We start from the raw sequence: 17,447 nt of genomic DNA on the forward strand, positions 1-17,447 counted from the left end.
TCACAGACACAGCATCGAGGCTGTGCGCAGCAGGTCAACGGTGGCGCGGCGCACCAACATGGCGCCGCGTCTGCTCCCGGTCACTGCGTAAGTCACCGCGCCATCCTATGTAGTGCCTCGCCGAAACTCCGACTCTCCGCCTGTGTCGAAATCGGAGCGCGCGCAAACCTTGACAAATCTGCCTTTGCGTGTCTGTGCGGGCACGAAAACGCCGTCGCCCCCGTACCGGTGAGGCACGGGGGCGACGGCGTCGAACGAAGGGGCGACCTAGTCCAGGTAGTCGCGCAGGACCTGCGACCGCGACGGGTGGCGCAGCTTGGACATCGTCTTGGACTCGATCTGCCGGATGCGCTCGCGGGTCACGCCGTACACCTGGCCGATCTCGTCGAGCGTGCGGGGCTGACCGTCGGTGAGACCGAACCGCAGGCGGACGACGCCGGCCTCGCGCTCGGACAGGGTCTCCAGGACCGACTGCAGCTGATCCTGCAGCAGCGTGAAGCTGACCGCGTCCACCGCGACCACGGCTTCGGAGTCCTCGATGAAGTCACCGAGCTGGCTGTCGCCCTCGTCGCCGATGGTCTGGTCCAGGGAGATGGGTTCCCGGGCGTACTGCTGGATCTCCAGCACCTTCTCCGGGGTGATGTCCATCTCCTTGGCGAGCTCCTCAGGCGTCGGCTCGCGGCCGAGGTCCTGGAGCAGTTCGCGCTGGATTCGACCGAGCTTGTTGATGACCTCGACCATGTGCACCGGGATACGGATGGTGCGGGCCTGGTCGGCCATGGCACGGGTGATCGCCTGGCGAATCCACCAGGTGGCGTAGGTCGAGAACTTGTAACCCTTGGTGTAGTCGAACTTCTCGACCGCGCGGATCAGACCGAGGTTGCCCTCCTGGATCAGATCCAGGAACGCCATGCCGCGGCCGGTGTAGCGCTTGGCCAGGGAGACGACCAGGCGGAGGTTCGCCTCGAGCAGGTGGTTCTTGGCGCGGTTGCCGTCGCGCGAGATCCAGTTGAGATCGCGTTTCTGGGCGGTGCTGAGCTTCTCGCCGGCATCCATGATGCGGCGGAGACGTTCGGTGGCGAAGAGACCGGCCTCGATCCGCTTGGCGAGCTCGACCTCCTCCTCCGCATTGAGGAGGGCGACCTTGCCGATCTGCTTCAGATACGCGCGGACGCTGTCGGCGGAGGCGGTGAGTTCGGCGTCCTTGCGCGCCTGGCGCAGGGCCTCCGATTCCTCCTCGTCCCACACGAAGTCGCCCGACTTCGCAGCGGCGGACTCGTCTTTGGCGCCCGCCTTCGCGGTGGCGGAGGCGGCGGCGGCCGGGGCCTTGGCGTCGGTGGCCTCCTCGTCGTCGTCCGACTCGTCGGAATCGTCATCGTCGTCGTCGACCTCGAGGTCGTCGATCTCGACGTCTTCCAACTCGGCGTCGGGACCGTCGATGTCGTCGATCGAGTCCGGGTCGTCGGGCTCGGCGTTCGGATCGTCGCCGGCGCCCTCGGCCGACGCGGCCTTCTTGGCAGCTTTCTTCGGGGCCGCCTTCTTGGTGGCCTTCTTCGCTGCTGCCTTCTTGGCGGGAGCCTTCCGGGCGGCGGTCTTCTTCGCAGCCTTCTTGGCGGTCCGTTTGGCCGGGGCGTCGGTCGCGGCGGGGGTCGACTCGGTCGACTCCTCGGCCTCTACATCACCCTGATGGGTCGTGATGGCTGCCACGTACAACCTTTCGAACTGTCTTCTGTGGTGTCTACTGTCGTCTGTCACCAGACGCGACACGGCAGCACGAGCCGCCGTGGACGAGGTCTTGGTTTCGCGGTTGGAATGACCGGTGACGACCATTGTAACGACATCGTCCGGTCCGGTGTGTCAAAGACCTGGTCAATGGACGCGCGGCGCTAGGTTTTGAGGCCCCGCGAGACCGCCATGGCGGCGCCGACGATGCCTGCTGTGTTGAGCAGTACCGCCGGTACCACCGGGGTCTTGTTGGTCAGCAGCGGAATCCACTTGTCGGACTTGCGGCTGATGCCCCCGCCGGCGATGAAGAGCTTCGGCCAGAAGAGTGCTTCGTAGGTCTCGAGCACCTCGGAGACCTTCTCGGTCCACTTCTCGTAGGACCAGCCCTTCTCCTCCCGGACGCGGGAGGAGGCCTGATGCTCGGCTTCCTTCTTGCCGACCTGGAGGTGTCCGAGCTCGGTGTTGGGCACGAGGGTGCCGTCGATCAGGATCGCCGATCCGATCCCGGTCCCGAACGTCAACAGCATCACGACCCCTGCGACGTCCTTGCCGGCGCCGTACGCGTCCTCGGCCATGCCCGCGGCGTCGGCGTCATTGAGCACCGACACCTGCCTGCCGTCGAGGTGTTTGCTGAACAGCTCGTAGACGTCCGTGCCGATCCAGGCCTTGTCGATGTTGGCGGCCGTGCGCATGATCCCGTCGGTCACGACGCCGGGCAGGGTGATGCCCACCGGGCCCGTCCAGTCGAAATGCGCAACGACCTCGGCCACCCCGTCGGCGACGGCGTCGGGTGTCGCCGGCTGTGGGGTCAGCACCTTGAACCGCTCGCCGACGAGCTCACCGGAATCGAGGTCCACGATCCCGCCCTTGATCCCGGACCCACCGACGTCGACGCCGAAACCGAGGTTGGTCGAGGGCGTCGAACCGTCGGGGTCGGACGATTCGGGGACGGACGTGTCGGTCATGGCGGGGCTCCCTGTCCGGGTCGGCGGCAATCGACATCCAGGCTATCCACGCGACCTGCCGAACGCGCGACATCGCAACACTTGTCGACACGTTTCGCCCGTTCGAGGCGAGAGATCGGTCACCGCGATCGGCGGTGCGGTCGGGCCATGTGCTGACATGGAAGGCGTGGATCAGACAATTCCGGTGGACGAGCTCGCCGCGGTCGCCGACGCCGTGGCCCGGGAGGCCGCCGCGCACGTGCGTCGCCGCCGGCCCGAATTGTTCGGTGCGACACCGGGACACGGCGAGCCGCCGGAACCGGGCACCGTTGACGCGACGGTGCAGGCTGTGTCGACGACGTCGACGGTGCAGCCCGTGTCGACGACGTCGACGGTGCAGGCTGTGTCGACGAAGTCGACGGAAACCGATCCGGTCACCCTTGCCGACACCGAGACCGAGCGACTGATCCGCTCGCTGCTCCGTCAGGCGCGCCCCGACGACGAGGTGCTGGGGGAGGAGGACGGCGGCAGTCGCGCGGTGCCCTCCGGCGTCCGATGGGTCGTCGACCCGATCGACGGCACCGTCAATTTCATGTACGGCGTCCCGGCCTACGCGGTGTCGGTCGCGGCGCAGGTCGACGGGCGGTCGGTGGCCGGGGTGGTCGTCGACGTCGCCCGCGACGTGACCTACGGCGCGACCCTCGGCGGTGGAGCCTGGGCCGCGGACTCGACCGGGGTCCGGCGCCCGTTGCGCTGCAACCCTGTCAGTCGTGCCGAACTGGCCCTGGTGGCAACGGGTTTCGGGTACGACGCAGCACGACGCCGACAGCAGGGCCGCATCGTCGCCGAACTGCTGCCGCGCGTGCGGGACGTGCGTCGCATCGGCGCCGCGGCCCTCGACCTGTGCATGGTCGCCGCCGGTGCCGTCGACGCGCACTACGAGCACGGGCTGAGCCCGTGGGACTGGGCGGCGGGAGGCCTCATCGCCGCCGAAGCCGGCGCCGTCGTCCATACGCCGCCGCCGGACTCCCGGGCCGACGAGGGACACATCACCGTCGCCGTCGCGCCGGGTGTGGCCGACGAATTCCTCGCGCTGCTGGACGAATTCGATGCGCGTCGCCCGCTGACCTGAGTCAGCAGGGCGTGGAGTGCACGGCCTCGACGAGTACCGGGTCGACGCCGCTCGCCGGGTTCTTCGGGTCCGCCGAGCGCAGTGCCTCCAGGGCGGCCTGCGCGTCCTGCGACATCTCGCCGCCCGAGTGGTGGACACCCAGGGCGACATCGACGGCCGTCCCGCGCCGGCCGTCGTCGACGAGCTGGGCGCACGGGAACGCGAGCCACGTGGCCGCCGCGGCGGCGCGACCCGCCGGGCCGAACCGGATCTGCGCGACGCAGTCGAGATCCCGGTTGGGGTACACCGGATCATCGGCGTATGGGTTGTCCGGCACGGGCGTGAAGCCCTGGGCGGTGAGGTCGTCGGACACCGTCCGGGCAGCGCCGCGTTCGTCGGAGGCGTTGAGGACCCGCACACCGAAGGTCGACAGCGGAGCCGGTGCGACCCCGAGCATCTCGTCGCGCCCGACGACGGTCAGCGTCGGCGGTGCGGCCGGTGCGGGTGCGCCGGCCTCCACCGACGTCGGGGGCGTCGGCTGATTGCAGGCCGTCGGTACGGATTCGGTGTCGCCGCCACCGAGCGCGATCGCCCACACCACCACACCGACGACCATCAGGACGACGACCGTGATGATCGCGGGCGCGTAGCGGCGCCGGCGGTAGGGGCGGCCCTGCTCGTCTGTCGGATAGCCGGACGTAATCTTCGACACCACCGTGAACTGGCTCCTCAACTGGGCGTTGCGTGATCTCGGATCACTCTAGAGGGTGGCCCCGCGGCGGACCGCGTGCCTCGCCGGGAGCGGTGTCGGCCGCGCGAATCGGGTCGTCTGCCGACGGACGAGGTGAAACTTACCGACGAGTTGGGTGCAGTGTATTGACCTTGGATGGGGCGTCGACTAAGCTTCGGGCGCCCGCGCTTCCAGACCCGGGGTGCGCCTGATATCTAACCGTGATCGACATCACGCAATACGTTTGTTCTTCTGGTACGAATCTCGCCCGAGACGACGTTGCAGTGACCCCATCGGTAAGACAATCCCGGCGGAGTCGTGCGCAAGAACACCGGGTGGCGACGTCAGCGCCGTCACCGTGAGCGCCCCTCACACTCTCGACAAGTTAGGCACAGAATGGCTACAGATTATGACGCGCCACGGCGGACGGAGACCGAGGACCTCAACGAGGACTCGCTCGAAGAGCTGAAGGCCCGGCGCAGCGAGGCCCAGTCCTCGGCGGTGGATGTCGACGAGAGTGACACCGCGGAATCCTTCGAACTCCCCGGCGCCGATCTCTCCGGCGAAGAGCTGTCGGTGCGTGTCATCCCCAAGCAGGCCGACGAGTTCACCTGTACCAGCTGCTTTCTCGTCTATCACCGCAGTCGGCTGGCCGAGGAGAACGGAAGCTCGCTCATCTGCGTCGACTGCGCGTGAGCAGGTCCGCCGCCAGCGACTGACAGCTGACGAAAGGGGCCGTCGCCGAACACCGGCGCGGCCCCTTCGTCGTGTCCGGGGTCAGGCGGTGGGGGCGGGACGGTCGGCCGCGGCGTCCTCGATGCCCAGGGCGGCGAGGAGTTCGGCCGGGCGCCGGGTGGACACGAGCCAGTACGGGGTCGGGTCGTCGGGATCGTCGAGGACGATGAGGACCATCGTCTTCACCCAGGACCGGTGCACGAGGTAGGCGGCCGGATCGAGCTGGCGGCCGAGTGCCGCGCTCTTGGCCGACGCCGGAACCGTCGCCCCGCGGGCCACGACGCCGCGCGGCAGGACGGCGCGATGGGCGTGCAGTTCCCGATCCGGGGTCACCCGGATGCGGGTGCGGCCCATCGACCACAGCATCACCACGCACAGCACGCCGGTGGCGACGTAGCCGATGATGCTCCAGGCGCTCCCACGCGCCGACAGCTGGATCTCGTAGCCCACCACGCCGGTGAGGACCACGGCGGCGAGCCACCACCACCAGGGGACGTACAGGCGCTCGTCGAACCGATCGGTCGTCGAGTCGGTCACGCCGGCGGTCCGCCCGGTGGGTGCGGGGGAGGCGTCCGACGTGCCCCCGGGGCGCTCGGGCGAATGATCTGCGGTCACGTGACCAGCGTAGTCTGCGTCCGTGACCCCAGATCTCCCCCCTGCGCAGCCCTCCGCCCCGGCGTCGATCGCGGTCCGTCGCCTCGACCCCGACCTACCCCTGCCGACCAGGGCGCACCCGGGTGATGCGGGGGTCGACCTCTATTCGACGATCGATCTCGAACTGCCCGCCGGGCGCCGGCAGCTCGTCGGAACCGGGATCGCGGTGGCCCTGCCGGTGGGCACCGTCGGGCTGATCCATCCGAGGTCGGGCCTCGCCGCCCGGGCCGGCCTGTCGGTCGTGAACACCCCGGGCACCATCGACGCCGGCTATCGCGGAGAGATCAAGGTGTGTCTGATCAACCACGACCCGGAGCAGACGATCTCGATCGCGCGCGGCGACCGGATCGCCCAGCTGATCGTGCAGCGGGTCGAGCTGCCCGACTTCGTCGAGGTCGACGAACTCGATGAGACCGCCCGGGGCGACGGCGGTTACGGATCGAGCGGCGGTTCGGCGATTCTCGCCTGACCGCTGCCCGGTGGTGGTGGATTACTGTTTTCCGTGTGGCCGGCAGATCGTCGTCGCCGGCGGTGACGAACCAGGAGTGACGCGATGGCACAGGACGGATCAGAGGAACTGCGGGTCGGTCAGGCGCGTGGTCCCTACGACCTCGACGCGCTGACCACCCGACCGCAGGAGCTCGAGAACTCCCATCTCGACCTCGGCTCGGTGCTGGTGCCGGTGGTCGAGGGTGGCCAGGTCACCGTCGAGATGTCCGAGGCCCACCAACCGCAGAACGTGTACCTGGTGACTCCCATCGGCCGCATCTCGGTGACGGCGTTCGCGGCACCGAAATCCCCCGGGATGTGGCGCGAGGTGGTCCGGGAACTGGCCGGTTCGCTCCGCGACGACGGCGCCACCACGAGTGTCGAGGACGGGCACTGGGGGCGTGAGGTGGTCGCCGAGGTGGACGGTGTCACCCATCGGTTCATCGGGGTCGACGGGCCGCGCTGGCTCGTCCGGTGTGTGGGCAGCGGGCCCACCGAGAACTCCGAGGACCTCGCACGGCTGAGCCGTGCGGTGCTCGCCGAAACCGTCGTCCGGCGCGGTTCCGAACCCTTCCCCCCGCGGGACCCGCTGCCGATCGTGCTGCCCCCGGTGCTCGCCGAGCAGGTCGCGGCCGCCCAGCAACAGATATTCGCCGACCCCGCGGCCGGACAGAATCCCCAGAACCCGACGGCCCAGAACCCGAGCGCCCAGAACCCGAGCGCCCAGAACCCGAGCGCCCAGAACCCGACGGCCCAGGCTCCGGTCGCCGGGGCCGACGCGGACGCGACCGACGAGTCGGGTCCCGTCGCCGGCGGCGCGCTCGATCAGGTCGCGCACGCCACCGTGTACGGCGAGAACACCTTTCGCGATGACGCGGATGCCGCTGTCGAGGTTCCCCAGGACGAATCACCCGCGGCCGAGGCGCCCGATGTGCCGGCGGACGCCGATGACCAGGAGCCGCCGTCGTCGGGATCGGCGATGCAGCGCTTCCTGCGACGGCGCTGACGTCCGCTCACGCCTGCGGGTCCATCAGACCGAGGATGCCGTCCCGCGTGCCGGCTCCGAGGAGCCCCGGGTTTCGGCCCCAGTCGTCGAGGGCGACCTCTGCGAGAGCCGATCGCGGTGCGGCGGCGTGCCATTCACGGGCGACGGCGATCGGGTGCACGGGATCGTCGGGGGCCGCGACGATGGCGAGGGGCACCGTGAGGCCGCCGATCTCGGCGGGCACCGGAGCCCGGTAGCCGGCCGCCTCGCGCAGGGCGGCGGCGAGTCCCGGGTGCAGGCGCCGCCACGACCGGGTCAGTTCCGCGGCCAACCAGCCGGGGCTGCTGCTCGTCATCGCGGCAATGGTGGCCTCGAGTCCGTCACGCTCGAGCGCCTCGGCGGTGGCGACGGCACTCGCGGCCGCGGGGGCGGTGTGGGCCTCGCCACTCCATGCCGGCAGCGCGGCGAGCACTCCGGAGCACCGTCGTCCGGCATCACCGATGGCCCAGTCGAGCGCGATCGCGGCCCCGATCGAGACGCCGCCCACCAGAATCGACCGATGGGCTCGAGCGGCACGCTCCAGCCCCAGTCGGTGGCCGTCGATCAGCGACGCCGTCGGTTCCAGGGCGATGAGCTCGATGCCGAGGTCGGCGGCGGCGACGCCGAAGGAGCGGGAGGCGTGGTCGGCGTCGGAACCCGTTCCCGGGATCACGACCAGAGCGGTCGGCGGCGGGCGGTGCAGACGGTCGGTGCCGGGCATCAGGGCATCATCCCCTAGTGTGTCCCGGGGCCCCGCGCAGACCCGAGTTCGCGGCGGCCCGGCACCGCGGAATGCCCCCGTGGTCGTCTACGTTGTCACTGGCACGGGCCGGGGTCTACGCTGGCGGACAGGTCACCGATCACTCGTTCGGCGACCCACGGTCACCGCTCTGCACAGCCCGCGGTACCGGCCGAAATCCATTGGGAGGGTCGAGATGCCCACTGCCGGCTATCTCAAACGACTTACCCGTCGGCTGACCGAAGATCTCGGTGACGCCGACGCAGAGAAGATCGCCGAGGAATCCAAGGCGACGGGTGCCCAGCGCGCATCCGAATGCTGCCGCGGTGACGAGGTCACCATGCACGGTGAGCTCCGCGCCGTCGAGACGTGTTCGCGGTCGGCCAAGGCGGGTGTGAAGGCCGAATTCTTCGACGGTTCCGACATCGTGATGCTCAAGTGGCTGGGTCGCAACCGCATCACCGGGATCGAACCCGGCCGCAAGGTCACCGTCCGCGGCCGCCTCGCCGAGCAGGACGGACACAAGGTGATCTACAACCCTTATTACGAGCTGCACGGCGTCGACGAGTGACCGGCCCGGCGCCCGACCAGTCGGCATCTGAACCGTCGGCTCCCGAGCGGACGACGCCGACGGTCCTCGAACAGATCGGTGGCGTCTCGGGCCTCGTCTACTCGACGGTGCCCGTGGTGGTGTTCGTCCCCGTCAACTCCTTCTTCGACCTCCGCACGGCCATCTACGCCGCACTCGGTGTGGCAGCGCTGCTCTTCGTCGTACGACTCATACGCCGCGAACCGCTCACACCCGCGATCTCGGGCCTGCTGGGTGTAGGGATATGCGTCTTCATCGCCGACCGGGTGGGGGATGCGAAGGGCTACTTCCTCTTCGGTATCTGGAGCACCCTCGTCTACGCGATCGTCTTCGTCATCTCGATCCTGGTGCGCCGGCCCCTCATCGGTGTGGCGTGGCACCTGGTCAACGGCGAGGGGTCGAGCTGGCGCAGACAACGCTCCATCCTGCGTGCCTACGACATCGCCACGGCGCTGTGGGCGCTGCTCTTCGCGGCGCGCTACCTCACCCAATCGGAACTGTACGACGACGGCGCGACCGGGTGGCTGGCCTTCACCCGCATCGCGATGGGGTGGCCCCTGACCGCTCTCGTGGTGCTCGCGACGATCCTGCTCGTCCGCCGCGCGCAGCGCGCCGAAGCGGCCCGCGCGGAAGCCTCGGCGGACGCCGGGATCACCGCACGATCTGCATAGCCTCGTAGAGGGCGGGTTCGGCCTCGGTCGGCGCGATGAAGATCAGTTCGTCGCCGCCCTCGATGGGGTCGTCGCGCTGCGGGACGATCACCCGTCCGCCGCGCAGGATCGCGACGAGTGCCGCGTCCCGGGGGAGTTCCAGCTTGCGTACGGGTTTACCCGCGAGCGGCGTGTTCGACGGCAGGGTCAATTCGACCAGATTGGCCTGTCCCTGGCGGAAGGTCATCAACCGGACCAGATCGCCGACCGACACCGCCTCCTCGACGAGGGAGGCCAGCAGTCGCGGCGTCGACACGGCGACGTCGACGCCCCAGTCCTCGCCGAAGAGCCACTCGTTGCGGGGATCGTTGACGCGGGCGACCACCCGGTTGACCGCGAACTCCGTCTTCGCGAGGAGACTGACGACGAGGTTGGCCTTGTCGTCGCCGGTCGCGGCGATCATCACGTCGTAGGTCTGCAGCTGCGCGTTCTCGAGATTGGCGAGTTCGCACGCGTCGGCGAGCACCCAGTCCGCGCCGGCGACGGCGTCGGTGTCGATGTGACCGGCGTCGCGCTCGAAAAGTGTGACCTCGTGGGCGTTCACGAGCAACTCGCGTGCGATGGAGCGCCCGACCGCGCCGGCTCCGGCGATGGCAACCTTCACTTCAGGACTCCTTCGGCCCGGATCATCCGGACTCGTTCTGGGTGAACGGCTTCGCGGCGAGGCCGCGGGCGTTCTTGAGATTGTCGAGCATGACTGCCCCGTAGATCACATCATCCTGTTGGACAACGGTTTTCGCGTCGGGCAGGACCGGGCGTCCGACGCGGCTGAGGAACACGACCCGCGCCCCGGTCTGTTCCTGGAATCGGGCGACCGAGATCCCGATCCAGGACTCGTCGACGTCGATCTGCGCGATGGCCAGCGAACCGGACGGGTCGCGCCACTCCATCGTCGTCGTCTCGCCGAGTGCCGAGACGAACCGTTCGGTCGTCCACGGCACGGTCGCCACCGTCGGGATCCCGAGACGCTCGTACACCTCGGCTCGCTTGGCGTCGTAGATGCGGGCCACGACGCGCTCGACGTCGAAGGTCTCGCGGGCCACCCGCGCCGAGATGATGTTCGAGTTGTCCCCGGACGACACCGCGGCGAAGGCGTCGGCGTGCTCGATGCCCGCCTTGACCAGGATCTCGCGGTCGAACCCGACCCCGGTGATCGTGCGGCCCGCGAAATCGGGGCTCAATCGCACGAACGCGCTCGGATCGCGGTCGATGATCGCGACGTCGTGTCCGCGCTTCTGCATCGCCATTGCGAGCGAGGATCCGACCCGCCCACAACCCATGATGACCACCTGCACGGCATTCCTCTCCACATGCGGCTCGTCTGCCGCGAGTCGAACCTACCCGGCTCGGCGCCGACGCTCTAGGGTTGCCTGGTGTCCACCGTCTCCAAGGTGTCCGTCGCGACGAAACGCCTGCTGCTCGGCAGGCCGTTCCGCAGCGACACCCTCGGTCATACCCTTCTGCCCAAGCGGATCGCCCTGCCGGTCTTCGCGTCCGACGCGATGAGCTCGGTGGCGTACGCGCCGCAGGAGATCTTCCTGGTCCTGTCCGTCGCGGGGATCAGCGCGCTCGCGTTCACGCCGTGGGTGGCGATCGCCGTTGCGATCGTCATGATCGTCGTCGTCGCGAGCTACCGGCAGAACGTGCACGCCTATCCGTCGGGTGGCGGCGACTACGAGGTGGCGACGGTCAACCTGGGACCCAACGCGGGCCTCACCGTCGGCAGCGCCCTCCTCGTGGACTACGTGCTCACGGTGGCGGTCTCGGTCACCTCCGCCGCGGAGAACATCGGCTCGGCGATCCCGTTCGTCGGTGAGCACAAGGTGTGGTTCTGCGTGGGCGCGATCATGCTGCTCGCCGCGGTGAACCTCCGCGGCATCAAGGAGTCCGGCGCCTTTCTGGCGATCCCCACCTACGGGTTCATCATCGGTGTCCTGGGCATGCTCATCTGGGGCTTCACCGAGATCTTCGTGCTCGGGCAGGACATCCATTCCGAGACCGCGGACTTCGGGATCGTGCCCGAGCAGGACAACCTCACCGGGCTGGCACTCGTCTTCCTCGTCGCCCGGTCGTTCTCGTCCGGCTGTGCGGCGCTGACCGGGGTGGAGGCCATCAGCAACGGCGTGCCGGCGTTCCGGAAACCCAAGTCGCGCAACGCCGCGACGACGCTGCTGCTGTTGGGTGCCTTCTCGATCACGCTGCTGCTGGGCATCGTCCTGCTGGCCGAGAAGATCGGCGCGAAGTACGTGATGAATCCCGAGCAGGATCTCATCGGCGCGCCCGAGGGCTATCAGCAGAAGGCGATGATCGCGCAACTCGCGCACGCGGTGTTCGACTCGTTCCCGCCCGCGTTCTTCTTCGTCGCCACCGTCACCGCCCTGATCTTGCTGCTGGCCGCCAACACGGCCTTCAACGGGTTCCCGGTGCTGGGTTCGGTGCTCGCGCAGGACCGTTACCTCCCACGGCAGCTGCACACCCGCGGCGACCGGCTGGCGTTCAGCAACGGCATCCTGTTCCTGGCGATCGCCGCGATCATCTTCGTGGTCGCCTTCGGCGCGCAGGTGACCGCGCTGATCCAGCTCTACATCGTGGGTGTGTTCGTGTCGTTCACCCTGAGCCAGACCGGCATGGTGCGGCACTGGACGCGCCTGCTGCGCACCGAGACCGATCCGAGCGCGCGCCGCCGCATGATGCAGTCCCGGGTGGTCAACACCGTGGGCTTGGTGATGACGGCCACCGTCCTCGTCGTGGTGCTCCTGACCAAGTTCACCGAAGGGGCCTACATCGCGGTCATCGCTATGGTCGTGCTGTTCGTGATCATGAAGCTCATCCATCACCATTACGCATCGGTGCAGCGGGAACTCGACCGCGCCGAGGAGGACGACGAGGCCGTCCTGCCGAGCCGCACCCACTCGATCGTGCTCGTGTCCAGCCTGCACATGGCGTCCAAGCGTGCCCTGCGGTACGCGCGGGCGACCCGGCCGGACGTCCTCGAGGCGATCACGGTCAACGTCGACGACCGCGACACCCGCAAACTCGTCTCGGAATGGGAGGCCAGCGACATCACGGTCCCGCTGAAGGTCATCGCGTCGCCGTATCGCGAGATCACCCGTCCGGTCGTCGAATACGTGCGCCGGGTGCGCCGCGAGTCGCCGCGTGACGTGGTCACCGTGTTCATCCCGGAGTACGTCGTTGGACACTGGTGGGAGCAGATCCTGCACAATCAGTCGGCGCTGCGCCTCAAGGGACGCCTGCTGTTCGAACCCGGCGTCATGGTGACCTCGGTGCCGTGGCAGCTCACCTCGTCGGACCGGCGCAAGGAAGACCGTGCGTACTGGGCGCCGGGGGAGACCCGCCGCGCACTGGGCGAACCCGAACGGCGACCGTGACCGGGTCGGGATCGCCCCGCCGGGTCGAGGTCACCGTCGACCGACCGGCCAACGGCGGTGAGGCGGTGGGCCGCGCGGACGGCCGGGTCGTGTTCGTGCGCGGGGCGATCCCCGGCGAACGGGTGGTCGCCGAGATCACCGACGACCGGCACGACTCGTACTGGCGGGCCGATGCGGTGGACGTGCTCGACGCCTCACCCCATCGGGTGCCCTCACCGTGTCCGGCGGCGTCGGCCGGAGCCGGCTGCTGCGATCTCGGCCACGTGGCGCCCGATCATGCCCGGGACCTGAAACAGGCTGTGCTGCTCGATGTCCTGGACCGGGTGGGCCATCTCCCGCGGAACGTCGTCGCGAGCACCGAGCTGGCGACCGTCGGTGTCCGGCGGCTCGGGGACGCCGACCTCGGCTGGCGGATCCGTACCCGCCTCGCCGTGGACGGGCAGGGGCACCCGGGCCAGTCGGCGTTCCGCGGCCGGACGATCGTGACCGAGCCCTGCGTGCAGCCCGCCGCGGGGATGCTCGACGGACTCGCCGACGGTCGCTTCACCCCGCACTCCGAGCTCGCGGTCGTGCTCGACGCCGACGGCGCACGCCACGTCACCGAGCTGGCACCGGTCGAGAAGCCGCGGCGGGGCCGCGCCGACAGCCGGCGCCGCGCGCAGCAGAACCGTGTCCGGCGGTCGCGACCCCGCGCCCAGGCGATCCTCGAAGGCGGCGCGAACGCGGTGCACCGTGTCGGCGGGCGGTCCTGGGACATCCCGATCACGGGATTCTGGCAGGCGCACCGCGAAGCGCCCCGGACCTACTCCGAGACCGTCGCCGAACTCGTCGGTGCGCGTCTCGGGACGCCGCCGCGCGTGGCGTGGGATCTCTACGGCGGCGCGGGAGTGTTCGCGGGCGCGTTGCTCGACGGTCCGGGTGGCCTGGACTCCGTTCACATCGTCGATTCCGATCCGGCCGCCCTCGACGCCGCCGACCGTGCTTTCGCCGGCGAGGGCGATCGGGTGCGCACCCACAGGGGCGAGGTCGCGACCCGGATCGCGGACCTGACCGGGCGGCCCGACGTCGTCGTGCTCGACCCGCCCCGCACGGGTGCAGGCGAGCGGGTGATCACCGCGGTCGCCGACGCCCGGCCCGGCATCGTCGTCCACGTGGGCTGTGACGCAGCCCGGTTCGCACGTGATCTCGGACTCTTCGCCGAGCGCGGATTCCGCGTCGCGGAGATCCGCGGTTTCGACGCGTTCCCGCTGACACACCACGTGGAAGCGGTGGCCTGCCTCCTCCCGTCCGCGCCCGGGTGAGCAACGCGGGCCCGGACGGTCCGGCGACGGCGGTGTCCCGGCCATCCGCCGGTCCGGCTCGCGACGAATGCTTCCGTAGACTGACCTGACATGTGCCGGACGTCGTCGGCACAACAGCCGACCCGGCCTCGCGCCGGTGATGGAGGAAACGATGGGTGTGCTCGACCGGATCAGCTCACCGGCCGATCTCCGGCCGCTGTCGGACGAGGAGATGGAAACCCTCGCGTCCGAGATCCGGACGTTCCTGATCGAGAAGGTCGCGGCCACCGGCGGGCACCTCGGTCCGAATCTCGGTGTCGTCGAGCTGACGCTCGGCATCCACCGGGTCTTCGACTCGCCGTCGGACGCGATCCTGTTCGACACCGGCCACCAGTGCTACGTCCACAAGATCGTCACCGGACGCAAGGACGGCTTCGATCAGCTGCGTCAGCGCGCCGGGCTCACCGGCTACCAGGAACGCGCGGAGTCCGAACACGACTGGGTGGAGTCCTCGCACGCCTCGGCGGCGCTGTCGTACGCGGACGGACTGGCGAAGTCCTTCGAGCTGACCGGTCAGTCGCACCGCACTGTGGTCGCGGTCGTCGGTGACGGCGCTCTGACGGGCGGTATGTGCTGGGAGGCGATCAACAACATCGCGGCCTGCAATCGCCCGGTGGTCATCGTCGTGAACGACAACGGGCGCTCGTATGCGCCGACGATCGGCGGTCTGGCCAGCCATCTGTCCGGGCTCCGGCTGCAGCCGGGGTACGAGAAGTTCCTCGACGAGGGGCGGCGCGTCGTCAAGCAGGTGCCCGTCGTCGGCGAACCGGCCTATGCGGTCCTGCACGGGATGAAGAGCGGACTCAAGGATCTGCTGGCCCCGCAGGCGATGTTCACCGACCTCGGTCTCAAGTACGTCGGGCCCGTGGACGGTCACGACATCGACGCGGTCGAATCGGCGCTGCGGCAGGCACGCGACTTCGGCGGACCGGTGATCGTCCACACCGTGACCCGCAAGGGCATGGGGTACGCCCACGCCGAGAACCACGTCGCCGACCTGATGCACGCCACCGGGATCATCGATCCGGTCACCGGGCGACCCACGAGTGTGTCACCGCAGGACTGGACCGCGGTGTTCTCCGCCGCGCTGCTCGACGCCGGCGCCAACCGCCCCGACGTCGTCGCCATCACCGCAGCCATGCCCGGACCGACCGGACTCACCCCGTTCGGCGATCGCTACCCGGATCGCATGTTCGACGTCGGCATCGCCGAACAGCATGCGATGACCTCGGCGGCCGGGCTCGCCCTCGGCGGACTGCATCCGGTCGTCGCCATCTACTCGACGTTCCTCAACCGGGCATTCGACCAGCTGCTGATGGACGTCGCGCTGCTGAAGCAGCCGGTGACGCTCGTCCTCGACCGTTCCGGGATCACCGGCCCCGACGGTCCGAGCCACCACGGCATGTGGGACCTCTCGCTCATGGCGATGGTGCCCGGTCTGCGGGTGGCCGCACCGCGGGACGCGGTCCGGCTTCGCGAGGAGTTCGACGAGGCACTCGGTGTCGCCGACGGTCCGACCGCGCTGCGGTTCTCCAAAGGCGCGGTCCCCGAGGACATCCGGGCCGTCGAACGGCTCGACGACGGGGTCGACGTACTGCACCGGACCGACCGTGACCTCGGCCCGGCCGGCGGCGACGTGCTGATCGTCGCGGTCGGTGCGTTCTGCGGACTGGCCGTGGACACCGCCGAACGCCTCGCGCGTCAGGGCATCGACGCGACGGTCGTCGATCCGCGGTGGGTGCTGCCCGTGCCGACATCGGTGGTCGAGGTGGCGCGCCGCCATCGGCTGGTCGTCACCCTCGAGGACGGATGCACCAGCGGCGGTGTCGGTTCCGCCGTCGCGACCGCGCTGTCGACGGCCGAGGTGCTGGTGCCGGTGCAGATCAAGGGCATCCCGCAGGAATTCGTCCCGCACTCCTCCCGGGGTGAGATCCTCGCCGATCTCGGGTTGACCGCACAGGACCTCGCCCGGTCGATCACCGCCACGGTGTCGGGCATGCAGGCCGGGCCGGGCCTCGACCGCGCGATCCAGAACGCGCCCGACGCGGCGGAGAGCCGCGCAGAGGACTGACACCCACAGCGGACTGAACGCGGCGGTTCCATGCCGGACAGGTCCGGTTTGGCCGGTACCGCGGCTGGGCATTTTCACCTGGTGAACGATGACCCGCCGGCACCTACCCTCGGGGTCGAGGAGGAGTTCGTCCTGGTCGACCGGGAACCGGACGGCCGGTCGGGCGCAATCGTGAGGTGGCTGCGGCGGCATCGGCGCGCGGTCTCGACCTCGAGTTGGAGCTCACCTCCTCGCAGATCGAGATCGCGACGCCCGCGGCCGGCTCGGGTCCGGAGACCGGCGATCACCTCCGTCGGCTACGTGACATCCTGGCCGCGGCCGCCGAGGAGGTGGGTGTCGACGTGGTCGCGTGCGGGGTGCCGCCGCGCGTGCCCGACTCGTTCCCGGTGACCGACACCGGCCGGTACCGCGCGATCGCCGACCGTTACGGAATGCTCGCCCACGAGCAGGGCATCAACGGTTGCCACGTCCACGTGGGCGTGCCCGACACCGAGACGGCGGTCGCGGTGTGCAACTGGCTGCGGCCGTGGCTACCCCTGCTGCTGGCGCTGGCGGCCAACTCGGCGATCTATCGCGACGCGGACTCGGGCCACGCGAGTTGGCGGTCGGTGCTGTGGTCGCGGTGGCCGGCATCGGGGCCACCGCCGCATCTGCGCTCGGCCGAGCACTTCGCCGACACCGTCGAACTCCTCGTCGCGACCGGCGCGATCCTGGATCCGCACATGCTCTACTGGGATGCCCGACCGTCGGATCACCTACCCACGGTCGAGGTACGGGTCGGCGACGTGCAGATGCGGGCGGAGGAAACACAGGTCTTCGCCACCGTCGTCCGGGCCGCGGTGATGAGCGCTCTCGACGACCTACGGCACGGGGGACGACGGTCACGTTCCGGCGCGGTCCTCGATCCGGCGCTTCTGTCCGCCGCCTACTGGATCGCCGCTCACGACGGCATCGACGACCGCGCGCTGGACCCGGCGACCGGCGCTCTGATGTCCATTCGGACCCGCGTCGATCAGCTGCTCACGACCCTCGTACCCGCGCTCGACCGGCTCGGCGAACGTGAGCACGTCGAGCAGGCGCTGAGTGCGATGCGACGGGACGGTAACGGGGCCACCCGGCAGCGGCGGATCTTCGAGGAGTCCGGGTCGGCGCTCGCCGTCGTCCGGGCGGCCACGCTGCGCCGGGCCGGCTGACCAC

The 17,447-nt window shown here is 69.5% G+C and carries 16 protein-coding genes and 1 pseudogene; 10 read left to right on the forward strand and 7 right to left on the reverse strand.

Annotated features, from left to right (window positions below):
• Positions 1-267: 267 nt before the first annotated feature.
• Together BCM27_RS11565 and ppgK are read right to left on the reverse strand one after the other, a co-directional pair.
• A complete protein-coding gene (locus BCM27_RS11565; protein ID WP_004018850.1) occupies positions 268-1,830 on the reverse strand; it encodes an RNA polymerase sigma factor in 1,563 nt (520 codons plus the stop codon).
• Positions 1,831-1,886: 56 nt separating this feature from the next.
• On the reverse strand, positions 1,887-2,690 hold the full coding sequence (gene ppgK, locus BCM27_RS11570) for a polyphosphate--glucose phosphotransferase (RefSeq protein WP_004018849.1): 804 nt from the start codon (positions 2,688-2,690) through the stop codon (positions 1,887-1,889).
• A gap of 157 nt (positions 2,691-2,847) precedes the next feature.
• Between ppgK and BCM27_RS11575 the strand changes: the two genes are divergently transcribed.
• The gene (locus BCM27_RS11575) at positions 2,848-3,801 is read left to right on the forward strand and encodes an inositol monophosphatase family protein (protein ID WP_004018848.1); all 954 of its coding nucleotides are present in this window, start codon (positions 2,848-2,850) and stop codon (positions 3,799-3,801) included.
• Position 3,802: 1 nt separating this feature from the next.
• Here BCM27_RS11575 and cei read toward each other — a convergent pair whose 3' ends face one another.
• Positions 3,803-4,495: an envelope integrity protein Cei gene (cei, locus tag BCM27_RS11580; RefSeq protein ID WP_004018847.1), complete on the reverse strand. Its 693-nt coding sequence runs from the start codon at positions 4,493-4,495 to the stop codon at positions 3,803-3,805.
• Positions 4,496-4,906: 411 nt separating this feature from the next.
• Here cei and BCM27_RS11585 point away from each other — a divergent pair, with 411 nt between their 5' ends.
• Positions 4,907-5,206, forward strand: a complete 300-nt coding sequence (locus tag BCM27_RS11585) for a DUF4193 domain-containing protein (RefSeq protein ID WP_004018846.1) — start codon at positions 4,907-4,909, stop codon at positions 5,204-5,206.
• A gap of 81 nt (positions 5,207-5,287) precedes the next feature.
• Here BCM27_RS11585 and BCM27_RS11590 read toward each other — a convergent pair whose 3' ends face one another.
• Positions 5,288-5,860: a DUF3093 domain-containing protein gene (locus BCM27_RS11590; RefSeq protein ID WP_004018845.1), complete on the reverse strand. Its 573-nt coding sequence runs from the start codon at positions 5,858-5,860 to the stop codon at positions 5,288-5,290.
• 22 nt (positions 5,861-5,882) lie between these two features.
• Here BCM27_RS11590 and dut point away from each other — a divergent pair, with 22 nt between their 5' ends.
• Together dut and BCM27_RS11600 are read left to right on the forward strand one after the other, a co-directional pair.
• A complete protein-coding gene (gene dut, locus BCM27_RS11595) occupies positions 5,883-6,368 on the forward strand; it encodes a dUTP diphosphatase (RefSeq protein ID WP_004018844.1) in 486 nt (161 codons plus the stop codon).
• Positions 6,369-6,452: 84 nt separating this feature from the next.
• On the forward strand, positions 6,453-7,394 hold the full coding sequence (locus tag BCM27_RS11600) for a DUF3710 domain-containing protein (protein WP_004018843.1): 942 nt from the start codon (positions 6,453-6,455) through the stop codon (positions 7,392-7,394).
• Positions 7,395-7,401: 7 nt separating this feature from the next.
• On the opposite strand, the gene BCM27_RS11605 is transcribed toward BCM27_RS11600, so the two are convergent.
• Positions 7,402-8,133, reverse strand: coding sequence for a hypothetical protein (locus BCM27_RS11605; RefSeq protein ID WP_004018841.1), 732 nt, complete (start codon positions 8,131-8,133; stop codon positions 7,402-7,404).
• A gap of 214 nt (positions 8,134-8,347) precedes the next feature.
• Between BCM27_RS11605 and BCM27_RS11610 the strand changes: the two genes are divergently transcribed.
• The gene (locus BCM27_RS11610) at positions 8,348-8,722 is read left to right on the forward strand and encodes an OB-fold nucleic acid binding domain-containing protein (RefSeq protein ID WP_004018839.1); all 375 of its coding nucleotides are present in this window, start codon (positions 8,348-8,350) and stop codon (positions 8,720-8,722) included.
• Complete coding sequence (locus tag BCM27_RS11615; RefSeq protein WP_004018838.1) at positions 8,719-9,411, forward strand: DUF3159 domain-containing protein; 693 nt, start codon at positions 8,719-8,721, stop codon at positions 9,409-9,411. The genes BCM27_RS11610 and BCM27_RS11615 overlap by 4 nt, the downstream gene beginning before the upstream one ends.
• Here BCM27_RS11615 and BCM27_RS11620 read toward each other — a convergent pair.
• Together BCM27_RS11620 and BCM27_RS11625 are read right to left on the reverse strand one after the other, a co-directional pair.
• Positions 9,392-10,054 (reverse strand): potassium channel family protein, encoded by a 663-nt coding sequence (locus BCM27_RS11620; RefSeq protein WP_004018837.1) that lies wholly within the window; start codon positions 10,052-10,054, stop codon positions 9,392-9,394. The two genes, BCM27_RS11615 and BCM27_RS11620, sit on opposite strands and share 20 nt — an antisense overlap.
• Positions 10,055-10,076: 22 nt before the next feature.
• On the reverse strand, positions 10,077-10,745 hold the full coding sequence (locus tag BCM27_RS11625) for a potassium channel family protein (RefSeq protein WP_004018835.1): 669 nt from the start codon (positions 10,743-10,745) through the stop codon (positions 10,077-10,079).
• 78 nt (positions 10,746-10,823) lie between these two features.
• On the opposite strand from BCM27_RS11625, the gene BCM27_RS11630 reads away from it, so the two are divergent.
• From BCM27_RS11630 to BCM27_RS11645, 4 genes and pseudogenes are all read left to right on the forward strand, one after another.
• Complete coding sequence (locus tag BCM27_RS11630) at positions 10,824-12,839, forward strand: APC family permease (protein ID WP_004018834.1); 2,016 nt, start codon at positions 10,824-10,826, stop codon at positions 12,837-12,839.
• Complete coding sequence (locus BCM27_RS11635; RefSeq protein WP_004018833.1) at positions 12,836-14,140, forward strand: class I SAM-dependent RNA methyltransferase; 1,305 nt, start codon at positions 12,836-12,838, stop codon at positions 14,138-14,140. Before BCM27_RS11630 ends, BCM27_RS11635 begins: the two co-directional genes overlap by 4 nt.
• Positions 14,141-14,291: 151 nt before the next feature.
• Entirely contained in the window at positions 14,292-16,250 is a 1,959-nt protein-coding gene (gene dxs / locus BCM27_RS11640) for a 1-deoxy-D-xylulose-5-phosphate synthase (protein WP_004018832.1), read from the forward strand.
• 30 nt (positions 16,251-16,280) lie between these two features.
• Positions 16,281-17,443: pseudogene (locus BCM27_RS11645) on the forward strand (carboxylate-amine ligase).
• Positions 17,444-17,447 lie beyond the last annotated feature (4 nt).

This window comes from Gordonia terrae, assembly GCF_001698225.1.
Classification (GTDB): Bacteria; Actinomycetota; Actinomycetes; order Mycobacteriales; family Mycobacteriaceae; genus Gordonia; species Gordonia terrae.